The sequence below is a fragment of the Paenibacillus sp. FSL R5-0766 genome (assembly GCF_037971845.1).
In the GTDB taxonomy this organism is placed as follows: Bacteria; Bacillota; Bacilli; order Paenibacillales; family Paenibacillaceae; genus Paenibacillus.
In genome coordinates, this window is record NZ_CP150227.1 from 6,530,413 (window position 1) to 6,550,961 (window position 20,549).

Consider the following 20,549-nt stretch of genomic DNA (forward strand, 5'->3'; position numbering starts at 1 on the left):
TTCGTTCGTTGCTAACCAAGTTATAACCCTTTCACCCTACCCTTCAATCATATAAAGGAAAGAAATCTGAGAAAAATGTTAAACTTCTTGGTTCAGCATTTGCCTGATTCCATTGAAAATTACTGTGGAGATGCATCATATTCAAATTCGCTTGTAGTCCCGCCACTCCTCGGGCAGCAGGGAACGATACGGTTCCTGGATAAAACGATCGTCGACCAGCACCAACACGCCCCTGTCTTCCTCTGTCCGAATCAGCCTTCCTCCTGCCTGCAGCACCTTGTTCATACCGGGGAAAATATAGGCATAATTGAACCCGTTGCGGCCTGTACGGTCATAATAATCACGAAGCACATTGTTCTCCAGACCAATCTGCGGCAGCCCCGCACCTACTACAACGACGCCATTCAAACGGTCTCCCGGCAGATCGACACCCTCAGAGAATACGCCACCCATGACGGCAAACACCAATCGTGTTCGTTCAGGATTGGGTTGAAAACCATCCAGAAACTGCTCCCGTTCCAGTTCGTTCATACCTTGCTTTTGTATGACCGTATCCGCTTCATTCGGAAGTTGTGCATAGGTTTCATATATCTCGCGCATATAAGGGTAAGAAGGGAAGAAGACCATCAGATTACTGCGCGGCCATTCACTTACCAGCTGTTGCAGCATCTCCGCAATGGGGCGCCGGGATTGCTCCCGATCCTTATAACGCACGGATAAGGGCAGGAGTCTCACATCCAATTGTTCGCGCTGAAATGGTGATGGAATCTGCAATGTATAATCCTCTTCCTCTGCACCCAGCATATCCCGATAATAGCGAAGGGGTGACAATGTGGCCGAGAAATGAATGAGGGAGCGGAATCCTTTGGCCGTCTGACGAAGCAGTACCGAAGGATCGAGACAAAATAACTTCACTCTCACTTCACTTCGAACACACTCTGCATACGTAATAAAACGTTCATCATACAGCTTGGCAATACGCAGGAAATTCTGTGCTGTGAAGTAGGCATCCAACAGCAGTTGATCCGTCTCGGCATTCCCCGAGCCACCTTCAACAAGGCATTGCTCCGCGACCATGACAAAAGGCTCCAGCCGTTCAATCAGTTCCTCCGGTGCTTCTTGCTGAATGATCTTTCCTTCTTCTCCACCGTTCTTTCGAAGAGTAATCAGATACTTATCAATGGCCCCAGTGTAGTCAACAATAGCTTTGGCAGCAGGCACACTGCTGTCCAGCGACTGGAACTCTCTTTTCACATCCAGGAACACAGCCTTCTCCAGCTCGGCGGAAAACATCATTCGGCCACGATCAACCAGATTATGTGCCTCGTCCACCAATAACACCGTCTTGCGTTTCTGCTCCTCCAACATTCTTTTCAGAGAGATCCTCGGATCGAAAATATAGTTATAATCGCAGATCACCGCATCGGCTGCATACGCCGCATCCAGTGAAAACTCAAACGGACACACCCGATGTTTGCGCGCATACTGCTCGATGACCGGACGTGTCATCAACGTCTCATGTTCCAGCATGTCCAGCACAGCACCGTTAATACGGTCATAATACCCTTCACACATGCCGCATTGCCCCGTATCACAAGCTTCTTCTTCCTTAAAACAAATCTTGTCCTTCGCGGTCAGACTGATCACATGCATCTTCAATCCTTCCGATTGCATCCGGGCAAAAGCTTCTTCTGCCGCCACCCGTGTTGTCGTCCTCGCGGTCAGATAGAACAATCGGCTTGCTTCGCCTTCACCAATCGCTTTGACCGTGGGGAACAGTACGGACATCGTTTTACCAATGCCTGTTGGTGCTTTGGCCATCAATCCCTGACCCTCACGGATTGTTTTGTAAACGGCTCCTGCCAGCTTTCGCTGTCCCTCCCTGTATTTGCGAAAAGGAAACGGCAGCTCTTTCACACTGATATCACGCTTTTCTTCATATGCAGCGATCATCTCTGCATATGGCGCATAACCGGCAATCACTTCTGCCGCAAACTGCTCCAGTTCCTGTCGTTCTGCCATTCGGCGAAACCGTCTTTCTTCATGGGTAACCGAATGCACATACGTCAACTGAACTTGCATACGTGGTTCGTCTTGCTGAACGGCGTACATATAGGCATACATCATGGCCTGTGCCCAATGTACGGGAAGACCTTCTCCCAGATCATCCAGATTGCCCGCAGTTGATTTGATCTCATCCACCGTCAACTGACCCTCCAACCGGATCAGGCCATCACATCGTCCCTCCACCACATAAGTCAGATCCCCATGTTGAATCTCAGCTTCGAGCACAATCTCTTTTAAATCCTCTTCGGTGTACTCCTTCTGCACCCGTTGGTGAATTCGAGTTCCCTCCTGCATCGATGCATTGGTCCGGAACCCTGGACGTATGCTGCCACTGCGGTACACATACTCCACCAAAGGTCTAACCGATATCCGAATTGTTGTCATACGATCACCCGTTCTGTTTGTAGTGATTATACTTTATCATGAAAAGACGTACTCAAACCAGTTGACTCGCTGATTGGACTCGCACAATCCCATATGCTATGTTGAGGTATATAAGTTAAATAAGGAGGCAGCTTCTATGTATATCTATTTGGTTCCTTCACCAATTCCGGATGCACTTGCTGCATACCCGCATCTGACTTTGCGAAGCGAAGAGCACGTGCGTCTGGCTATTGAATCCGCAGAACGCCTGATGAATATTGAGTCTGATGATAAAGTAGCCGCATATGAAGCTTTCGATGCCGTAGGCTCTTGGGCTGGCGGTGGTTACGCTGTTCTTAACAATATCCCTGTCACAGAGGATGGTCGTAACGATTTTGAAGAACGGTTTAAGAACCGTGCCCGCAAGGTAGAAGACGAGCCTGGCTTTGTCGGTATTCGTGTGCTTCGTCCTCTGAAGGATGACACGTATGTCGTACTTACACTCTGGCAGTCGGAAGAACACTTCAAAGGCTGGCAGGAATCCCAAGCATATAGTCACGCTCATCGCAACCGCAGTACAAGCGAAGGGCTGACCGCACAGAAGCCCACCATGTTCCCCAGACCTTCTTACGTCACAACGTACACTATAGAATAACGAAATTGGGTCGCATCTGTCTTTTATCGCAGTAGCCCATGTTTTTTCAAACCTCTTCCTGCATGGAAGAGGTTTTTTACCGTCAATTGTTGAAGGCTCTCATTTTTGACACAGCCATGCTGAGATAGGATAATACTTGTTAAATGAAACTTCGGAAGGGAAGGCGGTACCTTGTCACGCAGTTCACTCACCCGATTTCTAAGCGGACCGTTTATATTCTTTACCATTATCATGATGATCAAAAGTTCACTGGCCTGGATTGTTATCTTCGATGACATCCCTGTCTGGAAACCACTGCTGACTGAATTGCCGCTCATCTGGATCGGCTTCTGTCTAATTGAGTGGTTTGCTGCCAAGCGGCGAATGTGGATATACCTTGCCATGAATTTGCTGCTCTCAGGGATTTTCTTTGCAGCCATCATGTACTACAAATACTATGGTGTAATCGTTAACTATCACGCGTTGGCACAAGTGAATCAGGTGACCTCGGTCAAGAGCAGTATGTTCTCTTTACTTGACCCCTATTATTTGTTTATTTTTGCAGACGTTCTGATCATTGGGGGGATACTCATTCGTCGCCGGATCAAGCTCGGGAGTACAGAACGCCCGAACCGCATTCCGCTTGAACGACGTGCCAGAAGACGGGTTGCCTCGGTCATTCTGACCCTGTCCATGATCCTGTGTATGCTCAACATCTATCCCAATCGGGCTAGCATGAGTGAGCTTACACAAGCAGAACAGATGGGCATCCTCGGTTACGAGGCGTATACTATCCTGGATCGACCTGATAAACCTGTGCCCATCGCTCACATCGATCAGGATGACATCGACAAACTGAAGCAAACGACCGAACTTCCTGCGATTGTGGAGCAGGGTGCCGCGAGCGGACGCAATGTGATTATGCTCCAGTTGGAATCGTTTCAGGACTTTCTGATTGGATTAGAGGTAGATGGACAGGAAATTACGCCTAATCTGAATCAATTGGCTAGACAGAGCCTGTATTTTCCGAACTTTTATCAGCAAGTGGGACAGGGAAATACATCGGATGCAGAATTTGTTGTGAACACATCGTTCTACACCCCGCCAAACGGGGCAGCAACAACTGTATACGCGGATAAAGCTCTGCCGAGTCTACCCAAGTTGATGTCAGCAAACGGATATCAAACAGCCACATTCCATACAAATGATGTTCGTTTCTGGAATCGGGATCAGTTATACAAGGCACTTGGATTCGACCAGTATTATGATATTGATTATTTTGGTACACAGGACTCTATCGCCTTTTCGGCCTCGGATGAAGTACTGTATTCCAAAACACTGGATAAGCTGGAATCCATGCATTCTTCGGGCAAGCCCTTCTATGCCCATATCATCTCCATGTCAGCCCACCACCCGTACACTTTGCCTAAAAACAAGGTGAAGCTGACGCTGCCAGAGCGTTACAAGGATACGTTGCCCGGTGATTATCTGATATCACAGCATTATGCGGATGAGGCAGTTGGACAGTTGATTGCTGGATTGAAAAAACGGGGATTATGGGAAAATAGCTTGTTTGTCTTGTACGGGGATCACCTGGGACTTCCCATCTATTCACTGGATCGGGATGACAAAGTCCTTATGAAAGAGTTGTATGGTCGGGAATACACATCAGCAGATATGATTAATATTCCACTCATTATCTCGGCCCCGGGTGCTACTCCCGGTGTACAGCTGGAGCAGATCGGAGGCCAGGTGGACATTCTGCCAACGATTGCGGGACTCACCGGAGTATCGCTGAAGGACCAATTACACTTCGGACAGGATTTGTTGCATGAAGGTGGAAATCTCCTACCCGAACGATATTATCTTCCTTCCGGTTCCGTGCTAAACGATGCTTCTCTCTTCATACCGGCGAAAGGATACGGGGACGGAACGCATTATTCCCTAGCTGATGCGGGCAGACAAGATGCCGAGCAACAGCAGACGGGTGTTCCTTCAGAAGAGATGCCGAAGAATTCGGGAGATGAGGAATCTCCAGCATTGACCACACCCAATAACAGTGGGGTACCCTCTTCACGGTTTATAACGAAGGAACAATATGATCGGGCATTGGATCTTGCACACTTGTCCAACAGTTATTTGAGCCAGTTACCGGATCGAAATGACACGAAGTAAACATTAAATCTTTTACTCGAACTCATCTATGTGGCGACCTTCCTCCTTAACATCCAGGGACGGTCGCTATTTATTTTACTGAACCAGACTAGTGGCCTATCCATTAGTGAGCAGACCATCAAAGAGCCAGTTACCTTCCTCGGAACGAATGTAATAAAGATCCAATGCACTGTTTCCATCAGACCATATTATAGCCATATGTAAAATGACACGATCTGAATCCAGCGGATTAAATCCACGGTACTCCAAATTGTTCAGGCTAACGTCCTGCAGAAAAGGTACTTCGTAATCCCCCTGTTCCAGTTTCGAAATAATGATATTGTTCTGTTGCGATATTTCTATGTTCGGAGAAGACACCGATTCAAGATATGTATAGTTATTGGATTGCATCGCCGCCATCAGTTTAAACGTTATGTTCAGCGTTTCTCTTAAACTTTCTACTTCTTCCTGCTCTTTTGCGTCTTTTTCATCTTTTTCCTTCTGGTTGTTCCGTACCTGCTCTTTCAGCAGTTCATTTTCCTTCCGCATTTGTTCGGTATTTATGGCATCCTTGCGTTCCCTCTCCTGTACATCTGGTAGTGAAGCATCGTCACTTGAACTGCAGGCTGTTAAAAATAAAGCGAGCATCCATATCAACAAGATTCTGCTTTTTCTCATCTAATCCCCTCCTTAATAATAATGAATAGGAACACATATCTTCCATATTTATGGTAACATATCCCATATAAAAGAAAAGAGTATCTTGTTCATTCTGAAAAATAACAAAAATGACCCGAACCCTGTTAGTCCGGGCTCGGGTCGTTCATATGTTTACAACGGCAGTAGCGCAACCGACTTGCGAGTAGTCAATTGCTCTACCATGGCAAGCCATTCTTGCGGTTTGTTTGGTAACACCGCATAATATCGATTCAGGAAATCAGCCACCAGACTTGCTGGCAGTTCACCAAGCGACTCATCACCTGGCATGAAGCACAGGTCTAAGCCGCCAACCGCTTCACCGTCACCTTGCCAGGATGGATGAACATATGGGAAGTCCAGACGCTGATATCCCAGATGGGACAGAACTTCGCGACGCACATACGGGTCCATTGGCTTGATTCCGCCAAACTCGTGATCCTGACTCAGATAAGGATTATAGATTTCGGCAAACATGCCGAACAATTCTTTCCCGTTTGCCGCAGCCAGCTTTTGCAGATCATGCTTGCGGTGATTCGCCAGGAAACTGCCAATTCCCAGACCTTCACGCCCAATAATCGTAAAGTCCGTCATGGCTACGTTCCAATCCTCGTAATAACGGTACTCCGTCGCTCCAACGACCTGTCCCTCATGCACAGCCACGAACACCCGAATACCCGGATCTTCCAGTGGTTCTTCCCACAGTGGGAATTCCAGCACTTCTTCCCGCGGGAAAATCTCCTGCATCAGCTTGTGCATTTGGGAAAATAATGGATCATTAATGGATGTAATACGCGTAAATTCCATGAATAAATACCCCCTCAATTGAATGATGTATTTCATTTGTTTTTTTATTTGAACGGATTCCGCCACTCCATCAGGGCAGCATAATTGCAGGATTCCTCATCGTCCAGATAGTCTGCGGTCACACCAACAGGCATGCGGCCACAGCGAAGCAGGAACGAGATCACCGGGTCACGTCTCTCTCCCGCTGCTACCTGATCCAGATATTCCTGCGCAGACAGTTGGTCTGCAACCAGATGATAACCCGGCATTCTACCAGCACCCAGTAACCGATCCATCCCCTGAGCGATGACAAGGTGGTACATCGCCTGCATCATAAGTTGAGCCAGTCCCCATTTGCGGTACTTTGGACGAACACAGAGATCAACAATATACAGCGTGTTGCCATCCCTCTGGTGGTTACGAATATAACCGTCATCCGTTACTTGGGCCCAGGTATGACTTGCTGGATGTGCAGGGTCCCACTGCATCCGTAGCGAGGTCATTGATCCGGCCAACTCTCCATCCACTTCAATACAGATGGCACCCTCCGGGTAATGCTGCACATGACTGGTGAGCTGCTCCTGACTCCAGAGCAGCTCTTCCGGATAAGGAGGAGGGAAACTCTCCGCCTGAATGCGAATGAGTTCCTCAAAGTCGGATGCAACATAATTGCGAACGACTGCTTTTACCCTTTTACCACTTCGCTCCGGGTCGGTGATCAGCATTTCTTTGGTATACATGTTGCCGGGTCACCCCTTTCCACTGACAAAATGAATTCCCTGCTCGTTTCGTTCGGTTTTAAGAGCAACTTGCTACTCCCAATCGGTATACAGATCAGTACGGCGGTCACGCCAGGTCGTTACCGATCCACGTTCGCGTACCTCATACAACAAGTCCAGATCCAGATCGGCGGTCACGATCATATCGTTGTTAATCTCACCCTCGGCCAGAATGCCACGTGGCGGGAACGGAATATCATTTGGTGTAATAATCGCTGCCTGTCCATAGTTAGCACGCATGAAATCAACGGTTGGCAGGTTGCCCACTGTTCCGGTTAACACAACGTACACCTGATTCTCCACCGCGCGGGCATGACTCGTATAACGCACACGGTAGAATCCGTGACGATCGTCCGTGCATGAAGGACAGAAGATCACGTCAGCACCTTTGGCTTTGGCCATCCGCACAATTTCCGGGAACTCAATATCGTAACAGGTCAGCATCGCAATACGGCCTTTATCCGTGTCGAACACCTCAAGTCCATCCCCGGGAGCCATATTCCATTCCTGCACTTCGGTTGGTGTAATGTGAATCTTGTCCTGGCGCGCGATGCGACCATCCGGGTAGAACATGTGGGCTGTATTATACAGCTTCCCCTCACGTCGAATGACGTGGGTTCCCCCGATAACGTGCATACCGTACTTGGCAGCAAGTGACGTGAACAGTTTTTCATATTGCTCCGTAAAGTTCGGCAGATCCTCAATTGTCAGTGCATTGCCTTGTTCGTCCCCAATGGACATTAATTGTGTTGTGAAAAATTCCGGGAACAGCACAAATTCGGTTCCGTATTCGCTCGCTGTCCGTATGTAATGCTCAGCCTGAGCGGCGAACTGCTCAAACGAGCTGATTGTGTGTAATTGGTATTGTACAGCGGATACCCGCAGTTTCATGTTCGTACACCTCCATCATGATTATGCTTCCATTGTAACAACGATCCGGGGTCAACAAAAGAGTATTTACACTGGGCACTACAATGACAGAATAACCTTCCGATCGCTTCCCTTACTCACCCAGCATTGACTGTGTAAATCCGATCCACTCTCTCGTGGCAAAAGACAGATAGCGGTCCTTCCGCCAGATCATGCCAAGCTGCCATGGAATCACCGGTTCCACTACCGGTATGATGCGTACACGCATATGGTCCACCTCACGACAGATCGTCTCCGGCAGTAAGGCCACCCCCAGATTGGCGGCAACCATCGCGCTGAGCAGATCCCACTGGGAGCTCTCATATACCACCCGGGGTTGGAACCCGGCATGCTGACAAGCCACAATAATCCGGTCATGCAATGCAAAATCCTCCCGAAACAGCACAAAGGCATCGTTTTCCAGTTCATGCAGCGCAACCGATTCTTTTCCTGCAAGCGGATGTGAAGGGTGTACAAGCAGGTTCAGCTTCTCTTTGACAAACACAAAATGATCCAACAGCTCATCCACCGTTGGCAGTACGGCAACGCCAATATCCAGAGCACCACTGATCACATCGGCCTCCACTTTTTTGGCACCATCCTCGAACAGCTGAATGGTCACCTGCGGGTAGGCTTTGTGAAATTCACCAATAATCATGGGGAAAAAGCTTGATCCTACCATTGGCGGCAAGCCGATCCGCAGATGGCCTTTCTTCAAATTCATCAGGTCGTCCAATTCGGACGACAAACTGCGGAATGATTTTTCAATCTCCAGTGCCTGCCGAAAAAACACATGACCTGCATCGGTTAGTTCCACTTTTTTACCATAACGGTCCAGTAGCGTGATCCCTAATTCCTCTTCAAGACTCTTGACCGTCTTGCTGATCGTAGGCTGGGTGATATACAGAACTTCGGCGGCTTTAGTGAAGCTCTGTTGCCGGGCAACTTCCAGAAAATATTGCAAATGGCGGATATCCATCGGTTGATCCCCACCTCTCATAGACAAATGGAATAGTAAACATTCTTAATATGCATTTTACTCATGAAAGAATGCCATGTAAAATTTATGATATCAAATGAATCATTTTCATTTTCATATTAACTCAAAGGATTACGTTGATTATACAAGGAGGGATTGAAGTGAAAAAATGGGGCCTTGGTATTGCACAAGTTGCGCTCTTAATGGTTTTTTCACTGCTCATGGACCTGCTGGCCCGTACTCTCCATCTTCCTGTACCAGGTTCAATACTCGGTATGGTCGTGTTATTCATTCTGCTTCAGACTCGTGTCGTGAAGCTGCGCTGGATTGAAGTTGGAGCTGCCTGGCTGCTCGGTGAACTATTGTTATTTTTTATCCCGTCAGCCGTTGGCATTATGAACTATATGCCCATGCTGGAGCATGACGGTCTGCAGATTTTATTCATCGTACTGCTTAGTACATTTCTGGTCATGTCCTGCACAGGCCTGGTGGCTACACGAATCGCGAAACGAAAGGAGCGTCACACCGGATGATTGGATTTCTCTGCCTGCTGTTAACCGTCGGTATCTATGCGGTCGCCAAACGAATGTATCGTAGTCTGCCAAAAGTATATCTGTCTCCACTGCTCATTACGCCGCTGCTTGTCGTTGGCATATTGCTCGCAACGGGAACGGATTATACCACGTATAGCAGTGGCGGCAAATGGCTGAGTCTGCTTCTCCAACCGGCCACCGTGGCGTTTGCCGTACCGCTTTATACCTTTTTCCATGTACTCAAAAAACATATTTCCGAGATTGTCTTCAGTGTCATGACCGGCTCGGTGGTTGCTGTACTTTCTTCTGCCCTGCTCGCCAAATGGTTGCGCCTGGATTCCGGTCTCATTCATAGTCTGATCCCAAGATCGATTACCACCCCAATTGCCATGAACGTATCCGCCACAATCGGTGGCATACCCGCAGTGACAGCTGTTTTTGTTATTATGACTGGTCTGCTCGGAGTAATTATGGGCCCTTCGATCGTCAAAATGCTGCGCATCGATGGGGAGATTGCACGAGGCACACTGTTTGGAACCGGTGCCCATGGCACAGGGACATCCAAGGCGTTTGAACTGAGTTCCCTGACCGGTACCATCTCCAGCATCTCCATGGTGCTCGCTGCATTGTTCACTTTAGCCGTTGCACCCGTCCTTTCTAAACTTATTTTCCCATAATGGATGGAATTATCCACTTTTTTGAAATATTATTGTTGTATTAAAGCCCTTTCTTCCTTACAATAAGGACAGGTTTTAATTGAGAATATTGCGGGGGAGATGCGATGAAAAGAACCGGAATGAAGAGATCTCTGGACCGTCTTGGACGAATTGTCCTTCCCAAAGAAATGCGGGATACGATGGAAATCCATATCGGCGATCCGCTTGAGTTTTTCATTGAAGGAAAAGAGTTGATTTTAAGAAAGTACAAATCAACATTATGTATTTTTTGCGGTGATGTAGATACGGAAATGTATTTCAAAGAACAATTCATCTGCCGGACTTGTGCAATTCAATTAAAACACCCGGATGACTCTCCCGACTGGTTCGTACCTCAGAACAAACAGGCTCCTGCACCCGTGGAGCGTCCTGCTTCCAAATCCGCCTCAGTCTCATCTCCCGCTAGGGAAGAAGGGACCACAGCTGACAACCAAGAATATCCGGATCTGCGGCCGAAAACGGCACGCATGCTGCAACAGATGAAAGAAATTGTTGAACAGAATCCTGGTTTGGCTCAACAGCAAATTGCGGAAAAGCTTGGCATCAGCCAAGGACGCGTCTCTCAATTAAAAAAGTTACTATAAGCAGAATGGTATTGGATCATTTATAGTCAGAAGACCTTCCGATCAGGAAGTCCCGCTGCAAGAGAACCCGTTGTTTTTCGTGGGTTCTTCTTTTTTTATATTCATATTGTTATGGAAAGGAGTTCTATGGATAAAATTCTGTATTTATCACAATTCGACCTCATGTCCTCCTTGTCCGAGGCAGACCTGATTGAAATGGATGGGATGACTTCTATTACGACCATACCCAAAAACAGACAGATCCAGACACCGGATACGTTTACAGAAGGTTTCTATTTTGTAAAAAGGGGAAAGGTTCGTTTATATACTTTAAATCCGGAGGGCAAGCAGTTCACTCTCGATATTTTGACGGAAGGTAACGTGTTTGGAGAAATGAACGGAATCTCACTCGGAACACGTGCTGTTTATATCGAAACGATGGAGGAGTGTGACATTTGCCTGATGAACAAACAACGTTTTGAACAGTTTCTGATTGAACATCCACAGTTTATGATGAGACTGATGAACGTACTAAGCGAGCGGATCAAACGAATGAGCGAGTTGACACAGACGCTCGCACTCGGAAACCTGCATGAAAAGGTGATACATAACCTCTTCCGGCTGGCTGAACAGATGGGATGGATCGAAGAAGATGAGTACTGCCGGATTCAACTTGGGCTTACCCATCAGGAGATTGCCTGGATGGCAGGAGCCACACGGGAATCGGTTACGATTGTCATGCAAGACTTGGCAAAAGCCGGCCGTATTCGTACCGGATTCAAATCAGTCTCCCTTCATCGTGACGAAATCACTACCCTCCGGAAAATCACTGCCCACTTGTAAGATGCCTTACATCCCTGTTCTCCAGCAAGTTGTATTGTATAACGCATGATGCTATACAACCAAGGAGGAATATACTGTTGAATGCTAAGCCAGATCTCTTTATCCCTGAAGACATTCTTCTTCGCAAAGGTGCACGTAAAGCAACGGAAATCCCTGAGCATATCCGCAATTGGCTACAAGCAGGACATATCGAATCGGTCAATCTGACCGAATGGCTGGCTGTAGATCATGTTTCTCTTTTTCAGAAGGTTACCCATGAATGGGGAATGGATGCTGAAACCAGAGCAATTACAGAGCAGTTAACACAGATGGATGAGCAGCGGATCATGAAAATCATCCCGGCCATAGCCACGCAATGGCTTGATCTGTTGAAACGTCCAACAATGAATGAACAAACGAATCTCTTTCGTTCCATTGCAGAGCATCGTTCAGACAGTGTTCGCTGCTGGGCGGCTTATATCATTGGGCTGGATTCCGGTCTGAACCTGACTGAAAAGTTGGAGCATATTCGGCCCTTTGCAGCAGATCATCACTTTGGTGTAAGAGAAATCGCCTGGATGGCTGTACGGGAGTCCATCTCTGCCGAATTATCCTTAGCCTTGCAGCAGTTAATCCCATGGAGCGTTGACCCTGATCCACTGATCCGTCGCTTTGCTATAGAGTCAATCAGACCTCGTGGCGTCTGGGCCAAGCATATTCAGCAGTTAAAAGAAAATCCGGCGATGGCCCTTCCCTTGCTTGACGCGGTGAAATCCGATGCCCATAAGTATGTGCAGGATTCGGTAAGTAACTGGCTGAACGACGCCAGCAAGACCAATCCAGAGTGGGTGCGGCAGGTCTGTGCCACTTGGACTCAGCAGTCGGATACCCAACATACGCGGCGAATCGTTACACGTGCCACGCGAAGTCTTACATAAAAAAGATGACCACCGCTTACTGGCAGTGGTCATCTTCTGTATAACACTTACGCCTGAATCGCGTCCATCTGTCCTTCTTCTTCCGCTTCCAATCTGCGCATGCCTAACACCAGGACAATGATGTTAGCTACCAACAACACAGCCGGGAACGGAACAGCAGCGTATTGTGCATAGATCAGATGACTTCCCACGGCCCCAATCAGAATGAATGTCAGTATGCCAGAAGCCAGGATGCGAGTCCGTGGAATCAGCAGTCCTACAGCACTAAGCAACTCCGCAGCGCCCAGCAGATACATCGTCCATGTCGGATAAGAGAAACTTTCGAATGTCTGAATCATCATGTCTGCCCCACTAATATTGTTAAACCCCGTCATGACAAACACACCTGCAAGAATAACCAGAAAAATATATCCCAAAATTTTGTTCATATGTAGATCCTCCTGTAACAAATTATATGTTCCTACTATGTAATGATTATTTTTGCTGCACATTGTAAAAAAAGAATCTATGTAAAAGCTCCCAAAGGTCACTCTGTTTTCAACCGTTCAGCCCAGTTCAATTTTCAGAATAGTACGCGTTCATATTATACGTATTATTTATCAGCAACTTACTTTTATAAAGTTAGTATATAATAATAATATAATTTCTTCAAGTAATTTTTCACTGTATGATGTATAATACATACAAAAGGTATGTTACAGTATATTTTGTAGTAACCCTCATTTACTTGGATGTCCTATATTCTTAAAGCGGCAGAAATCATGTCCTTTCATATACAACTTGAAAAAAATACTTATGAATCGAGGTGAACACGTTGAAGCTGAAAAAAGTAAAAGCACCAAGTCCCTGTATGATCACTCAAGCCATAGACATCATAGGCAAGAAGTGGGTACTGTTAATCATGTACCAACTGTTGTCCGGACCCAAGCGGTTTACGGAGCTTGAAGCAGAGATGGCGATCAGTGGACGACTTTTATCGGAGCGACTGAAGGAAATGGAGACGGAAGGTATCGTAACCCGGCACATGTTTCCCGAGATACCTCCCCGTGTAGAGTATGAATTGACACCGAAAGGCAGAGCCATTGAACCTGTCATTGATCAGATCTACAGTTGGTCATCGGACTGGTTGAAACAGCAGAAATCCGAGTAGTTGAATTGCTGCTCAATAATCTCTACTCAACACAAATACGCCTGAATCAGGCTGATCTGCGGATCATTCCCTGATTCAGGCGTATTTATATTACCTTCAACCTTTTAATGAGAGAGATGTTTTGAAGGCTGAAGCTGTACAGGCAGACCGGAATCTGCCGATGCCAGCGCCGCCGTCGTAATCTCCTGTGTACGGCAGGCATCCGCATAATCGGACAGAATTCGTGAACGGTCTCCCGTACGCAGGGCATGAATGAACGCTTCATTCTCACGCTCGTATGGATTATGTCCTGCCGGAATCTCCAGACCTGCCATCGCATGTGTTGCCGCACTTGGCAGAAGCAAACGTTCTGGCGTCCAATCCCACACACCTGCATCCGTGTAGAACTGGAGCCCAGCACCGCCCTCTCCGTCTGGCAACAGACATGTATTGGCGATACTGGCAATCGCTCCACTTTCCAGCTTGAGCGTCACATTCGCCACATCAGCAACGCTCACATGTTCATGCTTCTCATGCATGCTTCGCTGAGCTGCTACAGCATATACCTCCGTAACTTCTCCTGCACAATACCGAAGCAAGTCTACAATATGTGTAGTTTGCTCTACGAATTGTCCTCCTGAACCGTCCTGACGCCGCCACCAGGCGACCCCTGGCATTCCGCCCATCCAGCGGCCAAGAGCCATGCCGACCGTCTGTTCTTTCATTGCTTGCTGTAGTACTTGAGCAGCCTCCTGATAACGGAAATGGTAACCGACAGAGGTTAACAAACCGCTCTTCTGTACCTGATCCAACACCTGACGCGGAACATCCATTCCGGTGCTCAAAGGTTTCTCCACCAGGAATGGAATACCGCGACGGATTAATTCGGACTCAATCGATCCGTGGGACATCGGAGGCACACAGATATACACCGCATCCAGCTTCTCACCATCCAGCATATGTTCAAGTTCCCCGTAACCAACAGCATCATAAACGGAGGCCATAGCCTCTGCCTTTTCGAGCGATGTTCCACAGACACTCGCAACACGAACACCTTCCATCCGTGCGAGAATATCCGCGTGTACCTTACTGAACCAGCCTGTTCCAATGATTCCGATCTGTAATGTCATGGATGTAATCCCCTCTCTATGTTACACGCTTACATGTTCCATTCGACTCTCGATCTTGAAATCCTGCCTCAGATTTTGCCGGATGTTTCCAGCAACAGCTGATCCAGTTCCTGTGTATGTTTAACCTCTTCCTCTTCAGACCAGTTCAAACGACCTGCCATATACGAGATAACTGCTGCTTTATAGCGACGAACTTCGTCAATACGGAAGAATAAATCACCTGTTCTTCGTACCAAAAAGTCAGACGGGGTTACAGCCATCTCTTCATCAATCGCGTAACGCAGCATCAGCAATAGCTCCTGTGGCATGCCATGAAGCTCGGACTTGGTGCGTGGATCGGGCATTCGCTCATACAGTGCCTCCACATTGGAACCATACGTGCGAACCAGCCGCTCCGCAGCAGGTCGGGCAAGCCCGAGAGCAACACCGTCCTTGATCTTGCGCTCCGCATACGATACAAATCCAGCCGATCCCCCTACATCACCGCCGGAGATGGGCATCTTCTTCGTTACACAAGGGCCTATGGAATGCCCACTCTCCTGCTCCATCTGGCGTGCGACCAGATCAACAACCATCTCGGCCATTTTACGGTATCCGGTTAACTTGCCCCCGGCAATCGTAATAAGATTGGATTCGGATACCCAGACTTCATCTTTACGTGAAATTTCGGAAGGATTCTTGCCTTCCTCATGAATTAGTGGACGTACACCCGCCCATCCGGATTCCACGTCCTCGGTACCAATGTGTACATCTGGAAACATGCCATTAACTGCATTAATGACATAATCACGGTCGGAGTCGGAAATTTGGGGGTGTGCAGGATCGTCCTGATATACGGTGTCTGTCGTTCCTACATAGGTTTTGCCATCACGTGGGACAGCAAACACCATTCGACCATCTGGTGTATCAAAATAGACAGCCTGTCTTAATGGGAATCGTTCACCATCAAAGACCAAATGAATACCTTTGGTCATCTGCAGCGTTTTCCCCTTGCGCGAACCGTCCAATTCCCGCAGCCCATCCACCCATGGGCCGGAAGCGTTGATCACCTTGCTTGCTTTCAGCGTATAGGTCTGACCACCGATCTGATCCGTAGCTTCAATACCTGTAATCTTGCCATTCTCCTTCAGGAAACCTTTCGCCTTGACGTAGTTCACTGCCTGTGCCCCACGTTTGACAGCTTCTTTCATAACTTCTATGGTGAGCCTGGCATCATCAGTCCGGTACTCCACATAGAGTCCACCACCCAACAACCCCTGTTTGCGTAATAAAGGTTCACTGTCTGACACCGCTCCAGCATTCAACATTTGGCGCCGTTCACTGCGCTTCACCCCGGCGAGCCGGTCATACACCATCAGTCCAATGGATGTGCTGAAGCGGCCGAACGTGCCAGCCGTATAGATCGGTAACAACATCGGTTCCGGTGTGGTCACATGTGGCCCATTCTCATAAACTACAGCCCGCTCCCGTCCTACCTCAGCAACCATCTTCACTTCATATTGCTTCAAATAACGCAATCCGCCATGGACAAGCTTGGTCGAACGACTGGATGTACCTGCTGCAAAATCCTGCATTTCTACAAGCGCTGTCTTCAATCCACGGGAAGCCGCGTCCAATGCAATCCCTGCGCCTGTAATCCCGCCGCCAATAATTAATACGTCAAAATGTGCATTCGCCATATTTTGCAAATATTCGGTCCGGTGTGCTGACGAGAACGTCTCTGTCATTCTTGAACCTCCCATTTATCCCCTTAATATTTCCGTAAAAAACAAAAAAAGGACCACGTCATTCGCTCAGCAATTGCTGAGCGGCACGTGGTCCCTCCCGATCTCCAGACATCATTTTTTAACTTGTGCCTTTATCCTATCACAGATTTTTGACGGCGTGAAGTCCTGAAATGACACATTATTCAAAAAAAATTCAAAAAGTTGTTCTGCCAAAGGATGGAATTTCAAATGAATCCACTAACCTTGTTTTTTTCCTTATAGTGGGTATATATTTTGCCTCCTCCAGGAAGAATAACCCTGTAAATCATGCATCATTTTCCACCAGTAAATATCATTTATAACATATGTTTAGTTAAAAAGTACAAATACCCACACCAAGAAACATTCATTTCATTTCTTTTATTTAAAAGCCATTGCTGCATTCACTGCACGCTTCCAGCCTGCATATAGTTCTGTTCGTTGTTGCTCAGCCATAACAGGCTGGAAGACACGCTCCGTATTTTCATGATCGGTCAATTCATCCGCACTCGTCCAATATCCAACCGCCAACCCTGCCAGATAAGCCGCACCCAATGCAGTCGTTTCATTCACCGTTGGGCGTTCGACAGGAATGCCCAGAATATCACTCTGGAACTGCATGAGAAAATCATTGGCCGCCGCTCCTCCATCCACACGCAGAGCATGCACGGGAATACCCGAGTCGGATTCCATTGCCTCCAGTACATCTTTGGTCTGATACGCCAACGCCTCAAGCGTAGCACGGATAAAGTGTTCCTTTGTCGTGCCTCGTGTCAGGCCAAACACCGCACCCTTAACCTCACTATCCCAATACGGACTGCCCAGTCCCACAAATGCAGGTACCATATAAACACCGTCTGTCGAAGGCACACGTGAGGCGTAATCCTCGCTATCTTTTGAAGAGCGAAGCATCCTTAATCCGTCACGCAGCCACTGAACCGCTGAACCTGCAACAAAAATGCTGCCTTCGAGCGCATATTCAACCTTGCCATTCATCCCCCAGGCAATCGTTGTAATCAGTCCGTGATTGGATTGTACCGGGTTCTCTCCCGTGTTCATAAGCATGAAACAACCGGTACCATATGTATTTTTCATACTACCCTTGGTGTAACAGCCCTGACCAAACATCGCTGCCTGTTGATCTCCTGCCGCTCCCGCAATCGGAATCCGATGACCGAAGAAATGATAGTCTGTTGTGTGTGCATACACCTCGGATGAACCTCGCACTTCTGGTAGCATAGCCTTGGGAATGTCGAGGATATCCAACAATTCGTCATCCCATTGCAGATCATAGATGTTATAGAGCAGGGTACGTGAGGCATTGGATATATCCGTGACATGTGTACCCCCGCTCAGTTTCCAGATCAGCCAGCTATCAATCGTGCCAAACAGCAGTTCACCCTTCTCTGCCCGCTCTCGGGCACCAGCGACATGATCCAGAATCCATTTGACCTTCGTTCCCGAGAAGTAGGGATCGATCAATAATCCTGTTTTACGTCGGAAAAGGTCCCCGAGACCCTGCGTCTTCAATTCTTCACAGATATCTGCGGTCTGTCTCGATTGCCATACCACTGCATTATAGATGGGTCTGCCTGTTTCTTTGTCCCATACAACAACGGTCTCACGTTGATTGGTAATTCCAATCCCGGCAATCTGGACTGGTTTGATTCCGCTCTCTGCCAGACATGAAGCCATCACGGCAAGAATGGAACTCCAGATTTCGTTGGCATTCTGCTCTACCCAACCCGGCTTGGGGAAATATTGGGGGAATTCCTGTTGAGCAATGTGCACAATCTCCCCGCCGTGGTTAAATAGAATAGCTCGGGAGCTTGTTGTTCCCTGATCCAGAGCCAATATATATTTTTCCATACAGACAACCTCCAGTTGTGGGTTCTTTTTACGGTGTAAGCGATTTCCCGAAGTGTCGGATCAGATCTACGTTGGATGTGGTCACTGTCGTAGCCCCGACGCCAAGCGCAAGTTCAACCTCTTCCGGTGAACGGATCAATCCCCCTGCAATAATGGGTATCCCTGTACGCACAGATACTTCCGCAATAATATGCGGAATGACGCCAGGTAATACTTCAATATAATCAGGTTGGGTTTTGGCCAGCAACAGATAACTTTTCTCCAGTGCATGGGTATCCAGCAGAAAAATACGTTGAATCGCTGTAATGCCTTTCTGCTTCGCCTTTTGAATTACACTTGCCCTTGTAGAGATCAGTCCTGCCGGGCGAATGTGCTGACACAGATACTCTGCCGCATACTCATCATTCTTCAATCCTTGGACCAGATCTGCATGCAAAAGTATCTTTTTGTCATACCGCCGCGCCTCGTCCATTACACTCTGAAGCTGTGCAATATGCGTTTCCAGCATCACCCCATAGGTATAAGGGCCTTCAATCATCGCTTCAAACTGCTTCATGCTCTTTGCAGCCGGCAATATACGTTGTCCCTCAAATGGCACCTTGGTTCCTCCCGCATTCATCAGATGCCTATATTGTATAATCCGTACTGTACGAACGGCAAGCCTTCCGTGAATCAGGAAAATCTGAACGCTATGCTAGTATCCATACAAAAAAGCCGCTGCTGTACTTCTCCATAACGGAGAGTACTACAACGACTAATCCACTAATCGATTACGTCTATTAATAATGATTAACCCTGCGCATGCGGAAGCAGCGTCTCTGCCCCAGCCCAACCATCACTTTCTGCCAAATGACCGGAACGGTTCACTTTCGTTTGCAGATACTTCTCGTTAAAAGCAGAGCGATCTCCCCATAGTGGCACACGTCCACCCACATTTAATCCCGCTTCCTGCAAAGCAGCCAGCTTCCGTGGATTGTTGGTGATCAATGTAACCGGTGCGGAGCGAAGTGCACGCAGCACAGCAATCGCATCGTCATAATTACGAGCATCGTCCGTGAATCCGAGCTGTAAGTTCGCATCTACCGTATCCAGACCTTCTTCTTGCAAAATGTACGCCATGGCTTTGCTGAACAGACCAATGCCACGTCCTTCATGGTTGGCAAGGTAGAACAGTGCGCCCGCTCCGTGAGCGGCGATCATTTTCATGGATTGCTCCAATTGGAAGCCACAATCACAGCGTTTGCTGCCAAAGATGTCGCCTGTATGACAGATGCTATGCATCCGAATCAGCGCTTCTTGTGCGTCGGCAAAGTCACCGTACACCAGAACACTGGATTGTTGACGCTCTGCCAGTTCAGCCTCAGCAAGAGATTCGATTAACTCGCCGCTCTCCATCGCTTTGTCCGATTTCATCCAGCTGTACCACTGGAATGTCTTGGTCTCCCCATCGAGGTTAACCGGGAGTTTGATTGGTCCCACCAGGTATATGAACTCTTTTCCACTCGGAAAAGTCTGAATTTTGGGGGCAAGCAGTTGAATAATATGTGAATTGATCATTGTCGTTCCTCCTGTTTAGGCCAACTTGTATGTTGATTGATTCGCATCCAGCGTGAAATTGGATCACTTGGATGTTATATAGTACGTATCTATATTATTCTCATCATCATTAGTTACTTTATGTAAGTTAGTTTAGAATAAAAATTATAATGTGTCAAGTAACTTTTATTTTTAAAGTAA

The 20,549-nt window shown here is 47.6% G+C and carries 20 protein-coding genes; 8 read left to right on the forward strand and 12 right to left on the reverse strand.

What is annotated here, in order from left to right; translation table 11 throughout:
* Positions 1-141: 141 nt before the first annotated feature.
* Complete coding sequence (locus tag MKY66_RS28205; protein WP_076209670.1) at positions 142-2,451, reverse strand: ATP-dependent DNA helicase; 2,310 nt, start codon at positions 2,449-2,451, stop codon at positions 142-144.
* Between the two features lie 136 nt (positions 2,452-2,587).
* Between MKY66_RS28205 and MKY66_RS28210 the strand changes: the two genes are divergently transcribed.
* Both MKY66_RS28210 and MKY66_RS28215 read left to right on the forward strand, forming a co-directional pair.
* Positions 2,588-3,085, forward strand: a complete 498-nt coding sequence (locus MKY66_RS28210) for an antibiotic biosynthesis monooxygenase (RefSeq protein ID WP_076209669.1) — start codon at positions 2,588-2,590, stop codon at positions 3,083-3,085.
* Between the two features lie 171 nt (positions 3,086-3,256).
* A complete protein-coding gene (locus MKY66_RS28215) occupies positions 3,257-5,239 on the forward strand; it encodes an LTA synthase family protein (RefSeq protein WP_256704153.1) in 1,983 nt (660 codons plus the stop codon).
* Positions 5,240-5,335: 96 nt separating this feature from the next.
* On the opposite strand, the gene MKY66_RS28220 is transcribed toward MKY66_RS28215, so the two are convergent.
* The 5 genes from MKY66_RS28220 to MKY66_RS28240 all read right to left on the reverse strand — a co-directional run bounded on the left by MKY66_RS28220 (position 5,336) and on the right by MKY66_RS28240 (position 9,367).
* Positions 5,336-5,896: a hypothetical protein gene (locus tag MKY66_RS28220; RefSeq protein ID WP_076209668.1), complete on the reverse strand. Its 561-nt coding sequence runs from the start codon at positions 5,894-5,896 to the stop codon at positions 5,336-5,338.
* Between the two features lie 153 nt (positions 5,897-6,049).
* Entirely contained in the window at positions 6,050-6,721 is a 672-nt protein-coding gene (locus tag MKY66_RS28225) for a GNAT family acetyltransferase (protein WP_076209667.1), read from the reverse strand.
* Positions 6,722-6,765: 44 nt separating this feature from the next.
* Positions 6,766-7,440, reverse strand: coding sequence for a GNAT family N-acetyltransferase (locus MKY66_RS28230; RefSeq protein WP_076209666.1), 675 nt, complete (start codon positions 7,438-7,440; stop codon positions 6,766-6,768).
* Between the two features lie 72 nt (positions 7,441-7,512).
* Positions 7,513-8,370, reverse strand: a complete 858-nt coding sequence (locus MKY66_RS28235; RefSeq protein ID WP_076209665.1) for a carbon-nitrogen hydrolase family protein — start codon at positions 8,368-8,370, stop codon at positions 7,513-7,515.
* A gap of 112 nt (positions 8,371-8,482) precedes the next feature.
* A complete protein-coding gene (locus tag MKY66_RS28240; protein ID WP_047840818.1) occupies positions 8,483-9,367 on the reverse strand; it encodes a LysR family transcriptional regulator in 885 nt (294 codons plus the stop codon).
* A 161-nt stretch (positions 9,368-9,528) separates the two neighbouring features.
* Between MKY66_RS28240 and MKY66_RS28245 the strand changes: the two genes are divergently transcribed.
* The 5 genes from MKY66_RS28245 (at position 9,529) to MKY66_RS28265 (ending at position 12,939) form a co-directional block, all read left to right on the forward strand.
* Positions 9,529-9,900 carry a CidA/LrgA family holin-like protein gene (locus MKY66_RS28245; protein ID WP_017691758.1) on the forward strand — a complete coding sequence of 124 codons (372 nt, stop codon included), beginning with the start codon at positions 9,529-9,531 and terminating at the stop codon, positions 9,898-9,900.
* Positions 9,897-10,577: an LrgB family protein gene (locus MKY66_RS28250; RefSeq protein ID WP_076209664.1), complete on the forward strand. Its 681-nt coding sequence runs from the start codon at positions 9,897-9,899 to the stop codon at positions 10,575-10,577. Before MKY66_RS28245 ends, MKY66_RS28250 begins: the two co-directional genes overlap by 4 nt.
* 104 nt (positions 10,578-10,681) lie before the next feature.
* Positions 10,682-11,200: an AbrB/MazE/SpoVT family DNA-binding domain-containing protein gene (locus tag MKY66_RS28255; RefSeq protein WP_076209663.1), complete on the forward strand. Its 519-nt coding sequence runs from the start codon at positions 10,682-10,684 to the stop codon at positions 11,198-11,200.
* Between the two features lie 126 nt (positions 11,201-11,326).
* Positions 11,327-12,022, forward strand: coding sequence for a Crp/Fnr family transcriptional regulator (locus MKY66_RS28260; protein WP_076209662.1), 696 nt, complete (start codon positions 11,327-11,329; stop codon positions 12,020-12,022).
* 77 nt (positions 12,023-12,099) lie between these two features.
* The gene (locus MKY66_RS28265) at positions 12,100-12,939 is read left to right on the forward strand and encodes a DNA alkylation repair protein (protein WP_256704152.1); all 840 of its coding nucleotides are present in this window, start codon (positions 12,100-12,102) and stop codon (positions 12,937-12,939) included.
* A 47-nt stretch (positions 12,940-12,986) separates the two neighbouring features.
* Here the strand turns inward: MKY66_RS28265 and MKY66_RS28270 are convergent, their stop codons facing one another.
* Positions 12,987-13,367, reverse strand: coding sequence for a DoxX family protein (locus MKY66_RS28270; RefSeq protein WP_076209661.1), 381 nt, complete (start codon positions 13,365-13,367; stop codon positions 12,987-12,989).
* 422 nt (positions 13,368-13,789) lie between these two features.
* On the opposite strand from MKY66_RS28270, the gene MKY66_RS28275 reads away from it, so the two are divergent.
* Positions 13,790-14,089 (forward strand): helix-turn-helix domain-containing protein, encoded by a 300-nt coding sequence (locus tag MKY66_RS28275; RefSeq protein WP_026081419.1) that lies wholly within the window; start codon positions 13,790-13,792, stop codon positions 14,087-14,089.
* A gap of 104 nt (positions 14,090-14,193) precedes the next feature.
* On the opposite strand, the gene MKY66_RS28280 is transcribed toward MKY66_RS28275, so the two are convergent.
* From MKY66_RS28280 to MKY66_RS28300, 5 genes are all read right to left on the reverse strand, one after another.
* Entirely contained in the window at positions 14,194-15,198 is a 1,005-nt protein-coding gene (locus MKY66_RS28280; protein WP_076209660.1) for a Gfo/Idh/MocA family oxidoreductase, read from the reverse strand.
* Between the two features lie 68 nt (positions 15,199-15,266).
* On the reverse strand, positions 15,267-16,925 hold the full coding sequence (locus MKY66_RS28285) for an FAD-dependent oxidoreductase (RefSeq protein ID WP_076209659.1): 1,659 nt from the start codon (positions 16,923-16,925) through the stop codon (positions 15,267-15,269).
* Positions 16,926-17,324: 399 nt separating this feature from the next.
* Complete coding sequence (gene glpK, locus MKY66_RS28290; protein ID WP_076209658.1) at positions 17,325-18,812, reverse strand: glycerol kinase GlpK; 1,488 nt, start codon at positions 18,810-18,812, stop codon at positions 17,325-17,327.
* A gap of 28 nt (positions 18,813-18,840) precedes the next feature.
* A complete protein-coding gene (locus tag MKY66_RS28295; RefSeq protein WP_076209657.1) occupies positions 18,841-19,410 on the reverse strand; it encodes a glycerol-3-phosphate responsive antiterminator in 570 nt (189 codons plus the stop codon).
* Positions 19,411-19,601: 191 nt separating this feature from the next.
* A complete protein-coding gene (locus MKY66_RS28300) occupies positions 19,602-20,369 on the reverse strand; it encodes a GTP cyclohydrolase II (protein ID WP_076209656.1) in 768 nt (255 codons plus the stop codon).
* Between the last annotated feature and the right edge of the window lie 180 nt (positions 20,370-20,549).